At 67.4% G+C, this 14,664-nt stretch carries 13 protein-coding genes and 1 riboswitch; of the genes, 5 read left to right on the top strand and 8 right to left on the bottom strand.

The features are described from left to right. Nucleotides 1-27: 27 nt before the first annotated feature. On the bottom strand, nucleotides 28-1,980 hold the full coding sequence (locus tag AC1DIX_RS04930) for an alpha/beta hydrolase family protein (protein WP_477322450.1): 1,953 nt from the start codon (nucleotides 1,978-1,980) through the stop codon (nucleotides 28-30). 124 nt (nucleotides 1,981-2,104) lie between these two features. Here AC1DIX_RS04930 and pnuC point away from each other — a divergent pair, with 124 nt between their 5' ends. After that, nucleotides 2,105-2,707 (top strand): nicotinamide riboside transporter PnuC, encoded by a 603-nt coding sequence (gene pnuC / locus AC1DIX_RS04925; RefSeq protein WP_477322448.1) that lies wholly within the window; start codon nucleotides 2,105-2,107, stop codon nucleotides 2,705-2,707. Continuing rightward, complete coding sequence (locus AC1DIX_RS04920; RefSeq protein WP_477322446.1) at nucleotides 2,704-3,237, top strand: AAA family ATPase; 534 nt, start codon at nucleotides 2,704-2,706, stop codon at nucleotides 3,235-3,237. The genes pnuC and AC1DIX_RS04920 overlap by 4 nt, the downstream gene beginning before the upstream one ends. Nucleotides 3,238-3,246: 9 nt before the next feature. Here AC1DIX_RS04920 and AC1DIX_RS04915 read toward each other — a convergent pair whose 3' ends face one another. The 4 genes from AC1DIX_RS04915 to AC1DIX_RS04900 all read right to left on the bottom strand — a co-directional run bounded on the left by AC1DIX_RS04915 (nucleotide 3,247) and on the right by AC1DIX_RS04900 (nucleotide 8,250). After that, the gene (locus AC1DIX_RS04915) at nucleotides 3,247-5,433 is read right to left on the bottom strand and encodes a TonB-dependent siderophore receptor (protein WP_477322444.1); all 2,187 of its coding nucleotides are present in this window, start codon (nucleotides 5,431-5,433) and stop codon (nucleotides 3,247-3,249) included. Between the two features lie 55 nt (nucleotides 5,434-5,488). Continuing rightward, nucleotides 5,489-5,591, bottom strand: a riboswitch (TPP riboswitch). Nucleotides 5,592-5,650: 59 nt separating this feature from the next. Next, entirely contained in the window at nucleotides 5,651-5,950 is a 300-nt protein-coding gene (locus tag AC1DIX_RS04910; protein WP_477322442.1) for a hypothetical protein, read from the bottom strand. Nucleotides 5,951-6,044: 94 nt separating this feature from the next. Beyond that, nucleotides 6,045-7,202 carry an iron-containing alcohol dehydrogenase gene (locus AC1DIX_RS04905; RefSeq protein ID WP_477322440.1) on the bottom strand — a complete coding sequence of 386 codons (1,158 nt, stop codon included), beginning with the start codon at nucleotides 7,200-7,202 and terminating at the stop codon, nucleotides 6,045-6,047. Nucleotides 7,203-7,287: 85 nt separating this feature from the next. Continuing rightward, nucleotides 7,288-8,250, bottom strand: a complete 963-nt coding sequence (locus tag AC1DIX_RS04900) for a DUF535 family protein (RefSeq protein ID WP_477322438.1) — start codon at nucleotides 8,248-8,250, stop codon at nucleotides 7,288-7,290. 277 nt (nucleotides 8,251-8,527) lie between these two features. On the opposite strand from AC1DIX_RS04900, the gene AC1DIX_RS04895 reads away from it, so the two are divergent. Next, nucleotides 8,528-9,247 carry a glutathione S-transferase gene (locus tag AC1DIX_RS04895; RefSeq protein WP_477250885.1) on the top strand — a complete coding sequence of 240 codons (720 nt, stop codon included), beginning with the start codon at nucleotides 8,528-8,530 and terminating at the stop codon, nucleotides 9,245-9,247. Here the strand turns inward: AC1DIX_RS04895 and AC1DIX_RS04890 are convergent. Further along, on the bottom strand, nucleotides 9,189-10,277 hold the full coding sequence (locus tag AC1DIX_RS04890) for an AraC family transcriptional regulator (RefSeq protein WP_477322436.1): 1,089 nt from the start codon (nucleotides 10,275-10,277) through the stop codon (nucleotides 9,189-9,191). The genes AC1DIX_RS04895 and AC1DIX_RS04890 overlap by 59 nt on opposite strands. Before the next feature lie 186 nt (nucleotides 10,278-10,463). Between AC1DIX_RS04890 and fabF the strand changes: the two genes are divergently transcribed. Together fabF and AC1DIX_RS04880 are read left to right on the top strand one after the other, a co-directional pair. Further along, nucleotides 10,464-11,732: a beta-ketoacyl-ACP synthase II gene (fabF, locus tag AC1DIX_RS04885; RefSeq protein ID WP_477322434.1), complete on the top strand. Its 1,269-nt coding sequence runs from the start codon at nucleotides 10,464-10,466 to the stop codon at nucleotides 11,730-11,732. Nucleotides 11,733-11,833: 101 nt separating this feature from the next. Further along, nucleotides 11,834-13,648, top strand: coding sequence for an amidase (locus AC1DIX_RS04880; protein WP_477322432.1), 1,815 nt, complete (start codon nucleotides 11,834-11,836; stop codon nucleotides 13,646-13,648). A 34-nt stretch (nucleotides 13,649-13,682) separates the two neighbouring features. On the opposite strand, the gene AC1DIX_RS04875 is transcribed toward AC1DIX_RS04880, so the two are convergent. Together AC1DIX_RS04875 and AC1DIX_RS04870 are read right to left on the bottom strand one after the other, a co-directional pair. Further along, on the bottom strand, nucleotides 13,683-14,330 hold the full coding sequence (locus tag AC1DIX_RS04875; RefSeq protein ID WP_477322430.1) for an SdpI family protein: 648 nt from the start codon (nucleotides 14,328-14,330) through the stop codon (nucleotides 13,683-13,685). 16 nt (nucleotides 14,331-14,346) lie between these two features. Further along, nucleotides 14,347-14,628, bottom strand: a complete 282-nt coding sequence (locus AC1DIX_RS04870) for an autorepressor SdpR family transcription factor (protein ID WP_477322428.1) — start codon at nucleotides 14,626-14,628, stop codon at nucleotides 14,347-14,349. Between the last annotated feature and the right edge of the window lie 36 nt (nucleotides 14,629-14,664).

Below are 14,664 nucleotides of genomic sequence, written 5' to 3'. Positions count from 1 at the left end.
GGGCAGTGGCGAGCGTCGCAAGGGCACCTACTGGCCGAGATGTTTGGCCAGGAAGGTCTCGAGCCGCTGGTAGAACTCGGTCACGTTCTTCGTGTCGTAGAAGCCGTGGCCTTCGTTGGGAGCAAGGAACCACTCGGGCGTATGACCCGCCTTGACGAGGGCCGCGCGCATCGCTTCCGCGTGTTCGACCGGCGCCCGCTTGTCCTTGCCGCCGTGGACCAGCAGCACCGGCGCCGTGATGTTCGCCGCCAGCGTCACCGGTGACGCCTTCTCCAGCGCGGCCCTGTCGGCGCCCACGGTCTTGCCGATGTAGGCGGCGCGGTAGGCGTCCTTGCGGTTGTTCTCGGGCTTGGCCAGCAGGGTCAGGTCGTACACGCCGATGTAGCCGACCGCGCACTTGAACAGCGCCGGTTCGCGCGCCGCCAGCATCAGTGCCGAATAGCCGCCGAAGCTGGCGCCGTACACGCACATGCGCCGTCCGTCGACCTCGCCCTGCGCCACCGCCCAGCGCACGCCGTCGACCAGGTCGTCCTGGATCTTGCCGCTCCATTCGCGGTAGCCGGCTTCCATGAATCCGTCCCCGCGCCCACCGGAGCCGCGGAAGTTGACCTGCAGGACCGCATAGCCGCGGCTGGCCAGGAACTGGGCGTCGTTATCGTAGCGCCAGGTGTCGGCGATGCCGAACGGGCCGCCGTGCGGCATCAGCACCAGCGGCACCTTGCTTCCTTGCGCGTGCGCCGGCATGGTCAGGTAGCCGTGCAGTTCGAGACCGTCGCGCGCCTGGAAGCTGATCGGGCGGCGCGGCGCCATCTTGTCGGGGTCGATGGTCTCGAGGGAGGAGAACAGCAGGCTGGCCTTCATGGTCTTGCGGTCGAGCAGATAGAAGGAGCCGGGGTCGCGGTCGCTCGACACGCCGAACAGCAGGACCGTGCCGTCGTCGCTGAAATCGACGAAGCTGACCCGATGGTCGGGGAACTGGGCGCTCAAGTCCCTGTGTAGGCGGGCTTCCGCGCTGTTCTCGTCGAAGTAGACGGCGCGCGGCCGGCCGATCGAGGTCGAGGCGCCGAAGGGTTCGCCCAGCTTGGCGCCGTACATCACGCTGGTGACGCTGCCGGTCYCGTCCTTGAACAGCGTCGTCCGTTTGCCGTCGGCGACCTGCTCGCGGATCAGTTCATACGGGCCGCCGTCGGCCGAGTAGCTGACGTAGAGGGCGCTGTCGTCGGCGTTGAAGCCCATCGGAGCGTAGCGCCGCCCGAGCTGGGCGTCGGCCTTGCGCCAACGCTTGCCGGCATCGTCGAAGCGCATCAGGACCCGTTCCGCGCTGTCGTTCGCACCGAAGGCGAAACGCGGCACCCCGTTGTTCTGGATGACGAAACCCAGGTCCGACAGCGGCAGGTCGGCCACCAGGCTGCGCACCGCGCTGCGCGAATCGACGTCGTACAGCAAGCTGTGGCTGCCTTCCCAGGCGTGGGAGGCGATGAACAGGTGGCCGTTGCGGCTGCGCGGGATGTCTTCGATGTAGCCATATCCTTCGTCGGCGCCGTAGCGGCTGCCGCGGCTGGAGCTGTTGCGCATCTTGTAGCCGTACAGGTATTCCTGTTTGCCGCCGTCGAGTTCCGCGGCCAGCACCTCGCCGGTGGGAACCGGCTTTTCACGCGAGCCCAGTTCGATGCCCTTGGTGATCGCCAGCCGCGTATTCGTCAGCCACTGGTAGTCGAGCGGCACCTCGAAGGCGGGCATGCGGATCGCGCCCGTCATCGTCATCTCCGGCACCGAGTAGAAGGTCACGACGGGAACGAAACGGTCGCCGTCCGGGACCCGCGCCGTGATCGCGATGTGCTTGCCGTCCGGCGCCAGGCGCGGATGCGAGAACTGGTCTTCGTAGACGAAGGCGGCGAGCGGCACGGTGGGCGCGGCCAGGGCGGGCGCCGCGCTGGCGGCCAGCAGGAAGGTACACAACAACAGGGATCGCAGCGTCATGATGGCTCCGTTCGGTCCCGGCGGGACGATCCGCTCATTATGTATGTATGAACCCCCAAATGACTCACCAATTGTCACGCCTTCGGCTTGCGCAATCGCGCTCCAGCTTCGATAATCGACCGCTATGAACGACCCGCTCACCTTCCTCGGCTTCCCGACGACCCCGCTGGAACTCATCTCCTTCGTCCTCTCCATCGTCACGGTGCTGCTCAACATCCGCCGCATCCACTGGGCCTGGCTGTTCGCGATCGTGTCGTCCGCCACCTACGGCGTCGTGTTCTTCGAGGCCCGCCTGTACGGCGACGCCGGCCTGCAGGCGGTCTTCATCGCCGCTGCAGTGTGGGGCTGGTACGAATGGCTGCGCGGTACGGGCGAAGATGACAAGCCGCTGGTGGTGACGCGCCTGGACGCGAAGGGCTGGATCTGGTCGCTGGCCGGATGGGGACTGGGCTTCTTCATCCTGTCGTGGTTCCTGCATGGTTACACCGACACCGACGTGCCGCACATGGACGGCTTCCTCACCGCCGGCAGCCTGCTCGGCACCCTGCTGGCGGCGCGCAAGAAGGTCGAGAACTGGCATGTGTGGATCGTGGTCGACATCCTGTATGTCGGCCTGTACGTCTACAAGGACCTGCACCTGACCGCGATCCTGTACGCGGTGTTCGTGGGGATGGCGGTGCTGGGCCTGCGCGCCTGGGCGCGTGCGGCGCGCGAGGGGGCGCGATGACGCGCGGCTCGCTACCGGCGCGGATTGCGATTCTCGGCGCCGAGTCGACCGGCAAGTCGACCCTGGCGCCGGCGCTGGCGGCGCGCTACGGCACGCTGTGGGTGCCCGAGTACCTGCGCGAGTTCGTCGAGACGGAGCAGCGGGTGCCGCGCGAAGAGGACCAGCCCGCGATCGCGCGCGCCCAGCGCGGGCGCGAGGATGCCCTGGCCGGATCGAAGGATGCGCGGCGCTTCCTGTTCTGCGACACCACGCCGCTGATGACGGCGGTCTACAGCCGCATCTACTGGGGCCGGGTGCCGGTGGAACTGCTGGAGATGGAAGCCGCGCACGACTATGCGGCGACCCTGGTGGCGGGCCTGGACCTTCCCTGGGTGCCGGACGGCCTGCAGCGCGAATCGGAAGAGGTGAGGAAGCAGGTGCACGACTGCCTGCTGGCGGTGCTGCGCGAACGGGGCATCCCGTTCACGCTGCTGGAGGGAGACCTGGCGCAGCGGCTGCGCCAGGTGGAGGACCTGCTCGGTCCTCCCTGAGCTTCGCGATCAGAAGTCGAATTGCCCCGACACGCGGAAGGTGCGCGGCGCGCCCGGCAGCAGGTAGCCGCCCAGCGCCGGCGTGACGTCGCGCCAGTAGAACTTGTCGAACAGGTTGTCGACGCGGGCGCGCAGCGTCACTTTCGTCACGCCCAGCTTCATGGCCCAGGCGGCGCCGAGGCCGAACACGTGGTAGTCGGGCACGAACACGCGGTTCTCGACATCGAAGGCCTTCTTGCCCGAGTACTGCCAGTTGGCGTCGACCTTCAGGCCGGGCACTTGCGGCACGGCGTACTCGATCCAGGCGGTCGACTTGACGCTGGGGACGTCGGTGACGCGCTTGCCGTCGATGGTCGGATCGCCGGTGCCGTCCTGCCGGGTGTTCAGGGCCATCAGCGACAGGCCGGCCTGCAGGTTGGAAGCCAGCTTGCCGTCCGCCGACAGCTCGATGCCGCGGTGGGTCTCGCGGCCGCCGCGCACGTAGGGATGGCGCTGCACGGTGTCGCCGTCGACCACCACGGCCACGGTGCGGTTCGGGTCCGTGTACTCGAGGCCCTGGCGGATCTGGAACAGCGAGGCCGACAGGTTCACCCCGCGCACGGAGCCCTTGGCGCCCAGTTCGAACTGCTTCGAGCGGCCCGGTTCCAGCACCTGGTTCTCGTTCGAGGTTTCCATCGGCGCGATGCCGCCGTGCTGCAGGCCGTGGCTCACGGAGCCGTAGACGTTCCAGTCGCGATTCAGGTTGTAGACCAGGGCGACGCTCGGCAGCAGGAAGGAATCCTTGCTATCCACGTAGCCGGCGGTGTGCACGACCGGACGGTCGTCTTCCCAGTCGCGGCGCTTGGTCTCGACGTAGCGCAGGCCGCCGTGCAGGGTCAGCTGCGGGGTGATGGTCACGATGTCCTGGGCGAACAGCGCGCTCTCCTGGTCGCTGCGGCGTTCGAACACGGGGCCGGTGACGCGGTCCGGGCCGGCGTGCGGGGTGTCCAGCGGATGCCAGATATTGCTGTAGCCGACCAGGTCGTAAACATAGTCGCCGAAGCTGTCGTGGCGCTCCGAATACGAGGCGCCGACGGTCAGCTCATGGCGCAGCGCGCCGGTGGCGAAGCGGCCCTGCAGCATCGCCTGCAGGCCCCACGGCGTCTTGCGCTCGCCCTCGCTCTGGTAGTCGTAGACGTCGTAGTCGCCGTTCGAGCAGAAGCCCGGATAGTAGCCCGCGCCCTCGTTGCTGCAGCCGTAGGGGAAGGCGGTGTAGTCGTTACGCTTGAACCAGTGCTTGTTGGCGGCAACCAGCGCTTTCCAGCCGTCCGCCAGCTTGTACTCGAAGCGCAGGCCGAGATTGGTGTCGCGGGTATCGACCGGACGGGCCCAGGGCTGGTCATTGAGCAGCAGCCTGGCGGAGACGCCGGACGGCAGCACCTCGTTGCGGATCAGCTGATAGCCGGGTGCGGTGAGCTGGGCCTTGTGCTGGTAGTCGAAGTCGACCTGGAACAGGGCGTCCGGGCTGATCTGCCAGTCGAAGGCGCCGGACACGAACTGGCGGTCGCCGTTGGCGCCGCGCACATAGGAATGCAGGTCGGCGGCGGCGGCATTGATGCGGTAGCCGAAGCGGCGGTCGTCGAAGCGGCCGCCCAGGTCGACCGTGCCGTACAGGGTGCCGCGCTCGCTCACTTCGACGGTGGCCGAGCGCAGCGGGGTATTGGTCGGGCGCTTGGTCACGTAGTTGACGATGCCGCCCGGGGTGGCGACGCCGGCGGTGAGGCCGGCCAGGCCCTTCAGCACCTCGATGCGTTCCTTGTTCTCCAGCGGGATCTGGGTGTCGCCCGGAATCGCGAAGCCATCCTTGCGGTAGCTGTAGTTGTTGTCGAGGGCGAAGCCGCGGATCGAGAACTGTTCGGCATAGCCGACCGCGTTGTAGGCGTCGCTGACCGAGGCGTCGTAGCGCATCGCCTCGGTGGCATTACGGATCGACAGGTCCTGCATCCGGGTGCGGTCGATCGCGCTGATCGAGGCCGGGGTTTCCCACAGCGAGGATTCGGAGAAGCCGCCGACGGCGGCGCGTTCCAGTCCGGCGCGGGCGCCGGTCACGACCACTTCGGCGATCGGCTGGCCGTTCTGTTCCTGCGCATGGACGTTGAGGGAGAAGGCTTGCGCGATGGCGCAGGCGAGGATCGGGTACTTCAGTTGTGGTTTCATTGTTTGCTCGTCTTCGCGCCGGCTCGGGGAAGGGCAAACTGGAGTGGGCGCCGTTCGGCACCGCGTTGCGCTTTCCTTCGCTGGCATTATCCAGATCAGGTACGAAGGGTATCTCTCACCCGGAAGCAGATCGGCTTCCAGGACCCCTAGCGAAGGCGCGAGTGTAGCACGGATGCGGGCGAGCGTGGCGAGTCTGGCAATGCTCGCCGGATGGCGCTCAGCTTCTTTGCGTTATGTAGGCTTCGCGCAACGGCCGCCAGCTCAGGCGGGCTTCGATGAGGCGGCGGTAGGGCGTGTCGATGTGGGCGGGTGTGCGGCGGATGTAGTCCTCGGCCTTGGCGCGCTCGCCGCCGCGCAGGCTGCCGAGCCAGGCGACGGCTTCCCCGGCCGTCGGCGCACGGCCGCTGGCGCGGTCGAATTTGGCGGGCAGGGCGGTCCAGACCACGGCGTCGATGCGCTTGCCGCGCATCCATCCGGTGATACGCGGGGAGCCCCAGGCGATGCAGGCGATGTTCATGAGCAATTGAACTTTGGCGATATCGAGTGCCAGTCTGGCTTGCCAGAACAAAGCGGGGTGCACGGCTGTCCGCGCACCCCACCGTGCGTCTACATCAGGCGCAGCGCTCGAGAACCTTGCGGCTCACGTTCAGCGTGACCTCGCCGCTTTCGCCCAGGTTCGTCATGCCGTGCGCTTCCAGGGCGGCGACGACGGCCGGCACGACATCCTTGCCGAGGCCATAGTCGGCAAAGCGGGTACCCACGCCGACTGCGCGGAAGAAGTCCTCAGTGCGGGCAATGGCCGCCTCGATGCGCGCATCTTCGTCGCCGTCACGCAGGCCCCATACGCGCGCCGCGTACTGCAGCAGCTTTGCCCGCTTGGCATCGCGGCGTTCGCGCAGCATGGCCGGCAGTACCAGCGCCAGGGTCTGTGCATGGTCCAGGCCGTACAGTGCGGTCAGTTCGTGGCCGATCATGTGGGTGGACCAGTCCTGCGGCACGCCGGCGCCGATCAGGCCGTTCAGGGCCAGGGTCGCGGTCCACATCAGGTTGGCGCGCACCGCGTAGTTGTCGGGCTCGGCCAGCGCGCGCGGACCTTCTTCCACCAGGGTCTGCAGCAGACCCTCGGCAAAGCGGTCCTGCACCTTGGCATCGGCCGGCACCGTCATGTACTGCTCCATGATGTGGACGAAGGCGTCGACGATGCCGTTGCCGACCTGGCGTGCCGGCAGGGTATAGGTGCGGGTCGGGTCGAGGATGGCGAACTGCGGGAACACCAGGCGCGACATGAAGGCGAATTTTTCCTGCGTGGCTTGTTTGGTGATCACGCTGCCGGAGTTCATCTCGGAGCCGGTGGCCGGCAGGGTCAGCACCGCGCCGAAAGGCAGGGCCGCGCTCACGTTCTTTGCGCGCTGTTCGAGAATGGTCCACGGGTCGGCATCCAGCAGGCTGCCGGCGGCAACGAACTTGGTGCCGTCGATGACCGAGCCGCCGCCCACCGCGAGCAGGAAGTCGATGTTCTCGCGCTTGACCACGGCGATGGCCTCGACCAGGGTCTCGTAGCTGGGGTTCGGCTCGATGCCACCGAATTCGAAGATGGTACGGCCGTCCAGGGCGGCCATCACAGCGTCGTAGGTGCCGTTGGCGCGGATGCTGCCGCCGCCGTACAGCACCAGCACGCGCGCGCGGGCAGGGACCAGCTGCGCCAGGTGCTCGATCTGGTTCTCGCCGAACAGGATGCGGGTAGGATTGTGGAAGTCGAAGTTAAGCAAAATAAAAATCCCCCTCGGGTTGCAGAGGAGGGGGATTATCGCGCAAGCGGGAAAAGCGCGTTGGCGGGCGGTCCGCCGCCGGAGTTCAGACCTGCGCCGGCTCCAGCACCGGCGCCGCATGCTCGACGTGGGCGCGGGCATGCAGCAGGTGGCGCTGCAGCGTCGTGCGGGCGGATTCGCAGATCAGGCGCCAGTGTTCGCGGCGCTGGGCGGCGCGCTTGCGGTGCTTGGACGGCATTTCGGACAGCGGCTTGACGTAGAAGGGCAGGGCGATCCGGTAGCCCCGCTTGCCCGGCATTTCCTCGCCGCCCAGGATTTTCCAGAAGCCGTCGTAGGCATTGGCGAAGTGCTTTTCCGGGTCGGGGTCGTAGGCGATGTGATCTTCGCTGCGGATGGCCACGACCTGGTCGATGYCGACCGCCTGCGCCACGCCCTGCATCGCGGCGAAGCAGAAGAAGCTGGGGGAATTGTTAGGGAATACGCGCTCGAAGGCTTCGAAGGCGGCGCCGGAATCGACCCAGCGGCCCTGGTTGCGGGCGATGAAGGGCACCACCGGCGCATCGACGCCGACCATGTGGCCTTCCAGCCAGCTGAAGGACAGGCGGTGCAGGCATTTGCCGTCGGCGACCAGGGCCAGGGTCAGGTCGCCCTCGGCATTGCTGCGCGACGCCATTTCGAGCTGGATCATGAAGCTGCTGCCGTCGGCATCGATCTGCCACAGCGGCAGGCAGCGGGCGCCGTAGACGGCCTGCTTGTAGGCGTCGTTGAAGGTGGTTTCCTCGAAGCGGTAGTGGCTCAGGACCGCCTGCACGCGGCGCCGCGCCGACAGGCCCTTGATGAGGTAGTCGCGGTGACTGAGGTGGTGGAAGGGGTCGTCGTTCGACGGCAGCGCCACGTGGTTGCGGTAGACGCCGAGCTGGCACAGTGCGCGATGGTCGCGCATATAGGCCAGCACGCGCAGGCTGCGCGCGATGCAGAGGATCCAGGAGGTCAGGCTGTACTGGCTGCGGCGGGCCATCCAGTGCTTGGTGAGGTGAGCGAAAATCATGGTGCGCTCCGGGCATTCATTATCGGGGTGGTTCTATCTTGGCTCACCGGCTTTGGCGGCACGGTGATATTGCTCAATGGAAATAAAATGCCAAGCAGGTCAAGATCGCCACGCTCGATAACGCATCCCTGGGGTTTTCTTATTCGTGATCACGATGTCTCTTGTTGATTTTTTGTCAGGCAGAGGTTGCCAGTCGCAAGACTAGCACGATTGCCGCGCCGAACATCGAAATCCTAATGAATAATTGAGTCATCCCGAATAAGATGAGGAGCGTCGCATGGTGTACGAACTTTTTTACTGGCCGACGATCCAGGGCCGCGGCGAATTCGTGCGGCTGGCGCTGGAGGAAGCCGGGGTCGACTACGTCGACGTGGCCCGCGAACCGGGCGGCATGGCGCGCATGCTGGCGGCGATGGACGGTCCCGACCATCCATCGTTCGCGCCGCCCTTCCTGAGGGCGGGCGGGCTGACCATCGGCCAGACGGCGAACATCCTGCTCTTCCTGGGCCAGCACCATGGCCTGGCGCCCACGGACGAGGCCGGTGGCTTATGGGTGCACCAGCTGCAGCTGACGATCGCCGACCTGGTCGCCGAAACCCACGACACCCATCACCCGATCGCGACCTCGCTGTATTACGAAGACCAGCGTCCGGAAGCGAAGCGCCGTTCGGCCGATTTCATCGAGACGCGCATCCCGAAATTCCTCGACTACTTCGAAGGCGTCCTTGCGCGGCCGGAGCCGAAGGACTACCTGACCGGCGCCACGCTCACCTATGCCGACCTGTCGCTGTTCCAGCTGGTCGAGGGCCTGCGCTATGCCTTTCCGGCGACGATGGCGCGGATCGATGCGAGCTATCCTCTGCTCGGCGCGCTGCGCGAGCGGGTGGCGAAGCGGCCGCGAATCGCGGCCTATCTGAAATCGAAGCGACGGCTGCCTTTCAATGAGGAGGGGATCTTCCGGCACTATCCGGAGCTGGAAAATCGGGATAGTGAATGACATCCGCCCGGCGCGCACCGTTGCGGTATTCAAGAGGACTGCTGCCGGTCCAGTGCCTGAAGGCGCGGCAAAAACCTGTGGCATCGGCGAATCCGAGGTCGAAGGCCAGCGCCGCCACCGGCGTGTTCGAATGCGTCAGCCGGTGCACCGCGACGTCGCGCCGCAATCCATCCTTCACCTGCTGGAAGTGCGTCCCTTCTTCGGCGAAGCGGCGGTTGAGGGTACGGACCGACATATGCAAGGCCGAGGCAAGGCCGTCGATCGTGGCCGGCCGGGAGAGCGTCTGCTCGAGATAGGCGCGCGCTTTCGCGGCGACGGTGCCGCCTTCCGCCTGGCGGAATACCCAGTCTTCGGGAGCGCGTTTGAGGAAGGCCCACAGCTCGTGCTTCTCGCGTTTGAACGCGGACGCGCAGTCCGCGTAGGCGAGGGAAATGCCGGTGGCAGCCGCATCGAAGCCTACGTCGCCCGGAAACATGAACACATAATCCTCGACATGCCTGGGCTCAGGAAAGCGGAATTCGGCCCGGAGCAGCGTGACGTCGCGGCCGAGCAGCCACGACACGATGCCGTGGACCAGCTTCATCATCAGCGCATGGCCGAGTGGCTTGACCTCGGTATCCGGCGTCCTCTCCAGCAGGGCGATGCCGACCGTTTCGTTCCTGGTCGCGAGGTGCAGGCGGTAGTCGTCGAGCAGCAGGTTCCAGAAACGGACGAAACGGTTCAGCGCCACCAGCACGGTCGGYGCGTCGAGCAGGCTGAGCATCAGGTATTTCAGGGTGCCGCTCCGGATCGGCCTCGACCACAGGCCGAGCATTTCATCGTCGAGCGTCGCCGCGATGGCGCGGTAGAGCGCCCCGTATTGTTGCCGGGTGATGCGCGCGCCGGGCCGGTGCAGCAGCGAGCGCGGAATGGCGGCGCTGGCCAGCGCCTGTGCGGCCACGTCCTTGCCGCGGCTGCCGCGCAAGGCATGCAGCATCTCGTGCAGGACGCGGGCCGACACCGTGACGGCGCTTGGCGAGGGCAGGTTCATGGTCCGTGATTATGGCGCACTTTGCATATAAGTTGGCGTGACGGGGCAATTATTCCCGACTCATTTGCCTATACTTCTCATCAGTTCAACGGGATGATGCGGCCTTGAGGCGGGCTCGGCAACGTGCCATTGGCGTGCTTTGCGCATCGCCGGCTGCATCGCTCATCAACACATGGGAGCATCGCTTTGACTACGAGACGCATCGTCGTGACCGGCATGGGCATGGTATCGCCCCTGGGATGTGGAGCCGGGACCGCCTGGGCCCATCTGCTGCAGGGCCGTTCGGGACTGGTTCCCCTGAACGACGCGCTGGCGGACGGGATGCCGTGCAAGGTCGGCGGGCTGGTGCCGGCGCTGGCGCCGGACCGGCCATGGGGATTCGACGCCGGGCTGGTGGCCGAAACCCGGGATCTGAAGAAGATGGACCGCTTCAGCCTGTTCGCCCTGGCGGCGTCCGGCGAGGCGCTGGAGCAGGCCGGCTGGCGGCCCGAGACCGACGAGGAGCGCGAACGGACGGCCACCATCGTGGCTTCCGCCGTCGGCGGCTTCGGCACGATCACGGACGCGGTGCGCACCCTCGATGCGCGTGGCCCGAAGCGCCTTTCACCCTTCACCGTGCCGAGCTTTCTGGCGAATATGGCGGCCGGACAGATTTCGATCCGCCACGGCTTGCGCGGTCCCATCGGTGCGCCCGTCACCGCCTGCGCCGCCGGCGCCCAGGCCATCGGCGACGCCGCGCGCCTGATCAGGGCCGGCGAGGCCGATATCGCCGTCTGCGGCGGGACCGAGGCCTGCATCGACCGCGTCAGCCTGGGCGCCTTCGCCGCCGCCAGGGCGGTGTCGACCGGCTTCAATGACGACCCTGCGGCGGCCTCGCGGCCGTTCGACCTGGAGCGGGACGGCTTCGTGATGGGCGAGGGCGCGGGCATCCTGGTCATCGAAGAACTCGAGCACGCCTTGCGGCGCGGCGCCGTGCCGATCGCCGAACTGCTTGGCTACGGCACCAGCGCCGACGCCCATCACATGACCTCGCCGCCGGACGACGGCGCCGGCGGCCGGCGCGCCATGCAGGCCGCGATCCGCCAGGCTGGCATCGCCCCGGCCATGATCGGGCACCTGAACGCCCATGCGACCTCGACCCCGGCAGGCGATGCCAGCGAGCTTGCCGCAATCAGGGCCGTATTCGGCGCGGGCCGCGGCCCGGCCGTCTCGGCCACCAAGTCGGCCACCGGCCACCTGCTGGGCGCAGCCGGCGGCGTGGAAGCGATCTTCACCGTGCTCGCACTGCGCGACCAGCTGGCGCCGCCGACACTGAACCTGGCCCGGCCGGACCCGGCGGCGGACGGCGTCGACATCGTCGCCGGAGCGGCCCGCGCGATAGCGACCGAGTACGCGATATCGAATGGCTTCGGCTTCGGCGGCGTGAACGCCAGCCTCGTTTTCGGGCGCTTGTGATCCGCTGGGACCGGCTTGTTGTTCCGCTCACGAGCATCGGTTAGGATCGACGGACAAGAGCGCGCAACGCTCCAAGTCCGTCACCCAACCGCAGAGGAGTCATGACACAACGCCGCCAGTTCCTGATCAATGCGCCGCTCGGCCTGCTCGCCGTCGCCGGCGCCGCCCGTTCCGAACCCGTCCCGCAAGTGGCCGATACCCCTGGTGCGCCGCCGACCTTCGGCGCCACCCCGGCGGTCGGCCCGGAAGTCACGCCCGCCACCTTTGCCGAAGCCGAAAAGCTGATGCAGGTGTCGATGACGCCCGCCGAACGCCAGATGGCGGCCGGCAGCTGGCGGGTATCGCTGGCCTCGACGATGGAGCGGCGCACCGGGCCGCGCAAGCTGGCGATCGAGGACGGCATCGCGCCGGCCACGGTCTGGTCCCCGGCGACAGTCGGGGCGAAAGCGGCGGCCGTGGGCGCAACGGGTGGACCCGTGCGCGAACGCTTCGTGCGCAGCCGCAGCGATGCCGGCCCGCTGCCGAAGAACGACGAGGACATCGCCTACGCCCCGGTCGCGAAACTCTCGCGCTGGATCGAGACGCGTGCGCTGACGTCCGAACGGCTGACCCGCATCTACCTGGACCGCATCAAGCGCTACGACGGCAAGCTGCGCAGCGTGATCACGCTGACCGAAGAGCATGCGCTGGCGCGCGCCCGCCTGGCGGACAAGGAAATCGCCGCAGGCAGATACCGCGGCCCGCTGCACGGCATTCCGTACGGCGTGAAGGACCTGCTGGATACGAAAGGCATCCGCACTACCTGGGGCGCGGAATTCAATCGCGACCGCGTGCCGGCCCAGGACTCGGCCGTGGTGGCGAAGCTGGATGCCGCCGGCGCCGTGCTGATCGCCAAGCTGAGCCTGGGCGCGCTGGCGCTGAACGACGTCTGGTTCGGCGGCCAGACCATGAATCCATGGCTGCTGGAAGAGGGCGCTTCGGGCTCCAGCGCCGGCCCGGGCGCGGCCACCGCCGCCGCCCTGGTCGCGTTCTCGATCGGCAGCGAGACCGGCGGCAGCATCGTCAGCCCGTCGATGCGCTGCGGCGTCACCGGCCTGCGCCCGACCTATGGCCGGGTGCCGCGCACCGGCGCCATGACCCTGTGCTGGTCGCTCGACAAGCTGGGGCCGATGACGCGCAGCGTCGAGGATGCGATGCTGGTGCTGAAGGCGATCTCCGGCACCGACCCCGGCGACGTCGCCGGCGTGCCCGCGAAGCTGGACTACGACGCGAACGCGAAGGTGGCGGGCCTGAAGGTCGGCTATTTTGCCGACTGGATGAAGGAGGCGCCGGCCCTTGATGCCGACCGCGCCGCGCTGGAGAACCTGAAGAAGCTGGGCTTGAACCCGGTGCCGGTGACCTTGCCGGACTGGCCGTATCAGTCGCTGAACGCGGTGCTGTTCGCCGAAGCGGCGGCGGCCTTCGAGGAGATCACGCTGGACCACCGCGTCGACCAGCTGAAAGCCCAGGTGCCGGATGCCTGGCCGAACCTGTTCCGCGAGGCGCGCTTCCTGTCGGCGGTGGACTTCGTGCAGGCCGACCGCATGCGCAGGAAGGTGGCGCTGGAGATGACACGCATTTTCAGCCAGGTCGACCTTCTTCTCGTACCTTCGCTGCGCGACGAGATGCTGACGATCTCGAACTTCACCGGCCACCCCTCGCTGACCCTGCGTACCGGGCAGGTCGAGGTGACGCAGGCGCGCAGCGACTGGGCGCCGGATCCGGCGCAACCGCTGCCGACATTCTCGCCGCCGCGCAGCGTCCCGCATGGCGTGACCCTGATCGGACGCCTGTTCGACGAGGGCACGATCGGGCGGGTGGGATTGGCCCTGGAGAAGGCCGCGGGTGTGGCGGGGGAGCGCCCGCCGGGTTTCTGATCCGTTTGCGGTCGTGGGCACCCCGTGCCCACGCTCACGCGCCGCCGGCGCGCTCCAGCCGCTTGTAATACACCAGCGAGTAAACCACCGGCACCAGCGCCCCCGCCAGCAGCGCGGCGGTAGACACATACGGGGGCAAGCCGGCCAGCGCGGCGGCCAGCACCACCAGGCCGCCCGTCACCATGGTCTTGCCGGCCAGCCGGTGGGTCGAATACCAGACCCGGTCGCTGGCCAGGGTCCAGGGGGTGCGCACGCCGAGCCAGAAGTTGCGCTTCACCTTGCCCAGTACATTCCCCAGCAGGACGAAGGCGATGCCGATGCCGCCGAGCAGGGCGCGGCCGATGTCCAGCGAGCCGTGCGCCAGCACCGCCAGCTGTACGACCTGCACGTAGGCGAGCAGGGCGACCATCACCAGGCCGCTGAACCACCAGGTGTCGCTGAAGCCTTCGACGCGGAACTTGTCCGGCGAGACCGTCGGCAGGACGGGCCACAGCAGCAGCATCAAGCCCATGATGAGGGGCAGCAGGAAGATCGTAATGCGCGCGCCGTAGCCGTTGGCTTCGCCGGCCGCGTTCCAGTGGATGGGGATGATGTCCGGCAGGTCGCGGTAGACCAGCGCGGTCGCTCCCAGCACCAGCACGAGCACCGGAATCGACCACCACAGAAAACGCTTCTTCGTCATTCTTGTCTCCCTTATGTCAATCGCGCGCGCCGCCGCGCGCCATGTCCATCGTCCAGGCCAGCACGTCTTCCAGGACGGTCGTGTTCAGCGCGTACCAGATGGTCTGGCCCTCGCGCCGGCTGCTGACCAGGCCGGCATCCTTCAGCACCGCGAAGTGGTGCGACATGGTCGGCTTGGTCATGTCGAAGTGGGCGGCGACGTCGCCGGCCGTCATCTCTTCCTTGCGCAGCAGGTGCAGGATTTCGCGCCTGGTCGGATCGGCGATGGCCTTGAACGCGGCGGTGAGCTTGCCCGTCATATTCGATTCTTCTCTAATTAGATGGATGTCTAAATA

It is taken from the genome of Massilia sp. 05N420 (assembly GCF_056397205.1).
Note: the sequence above shows the minus strand (reverse complement) of the source record. Positions and strands in the feature narration are given on the sequence as shown.

What these genes read in the sequence shown, in the direction of transcription:
- pnuC (WP_477322448.1), top strand. Translation starts at nt 2,105, where the DNA reads ATGAACGACCCGCTCACCTTCCTCGGCTTCCCGACGACCCCGCTGGAA.
- AC1DIX_RS04920 (WP_477322446.1), top strand. Translation starts at nt 2,704, where the DNA reads ATGACGCGCGGCTCGCTACCGGCGCGGATTGCGATTCTCGGCGCCGAG.
- AC1DIX_RS04915 (WP_477322444.1), bottom strand. Translation starts at nt 5,433, where the DNA reads ATGAAACCACAACTGAAGTACCCGATCCTCGCCTGCGCCATCGCGCAA.
- AC1DIX_RS04910 (WP_477322442.1), bottom strand. Translation starts at nt 5,950, where the DNA reads ATGAACATCGCCTGCATCGCCTGGGGCTCCCCGCGTATCACCGGATGG.
- AC1DIX_RS04895 (WP_477250885.1), top strand. Translation starts at nt 8,528, where the DNA reads ATGGTGTACGAACTTTTTTACTGGCCGACGATCCAGGGCCGCGGCGAA.
- AC1DIX_RS04880 (WP_477322432.1), top strand. Translation starts at nt 11,834, where the DNA reads ATGACACAACGCCGCCAGTTCCTGATCAATGCGCCGCTCGGCCTGCTC.
- AC1DIX_RS04875 (WP_477322430.1), bottom strand. Translation starts at nt 14,330, where the DNA reads ATGACGAAGAAGCGTTTTCTGTGGTGGTCGATTCCGGTGCTCGTGCTG.
- AC1DIX_RS04870 (WP_477322428.1), bottom strand. Translation starts at nt 14,628, where the DNA reads ATGACGGGCAAGCTCACCGCCGCGTTCAAGGCCATCGCCGATCCGACC.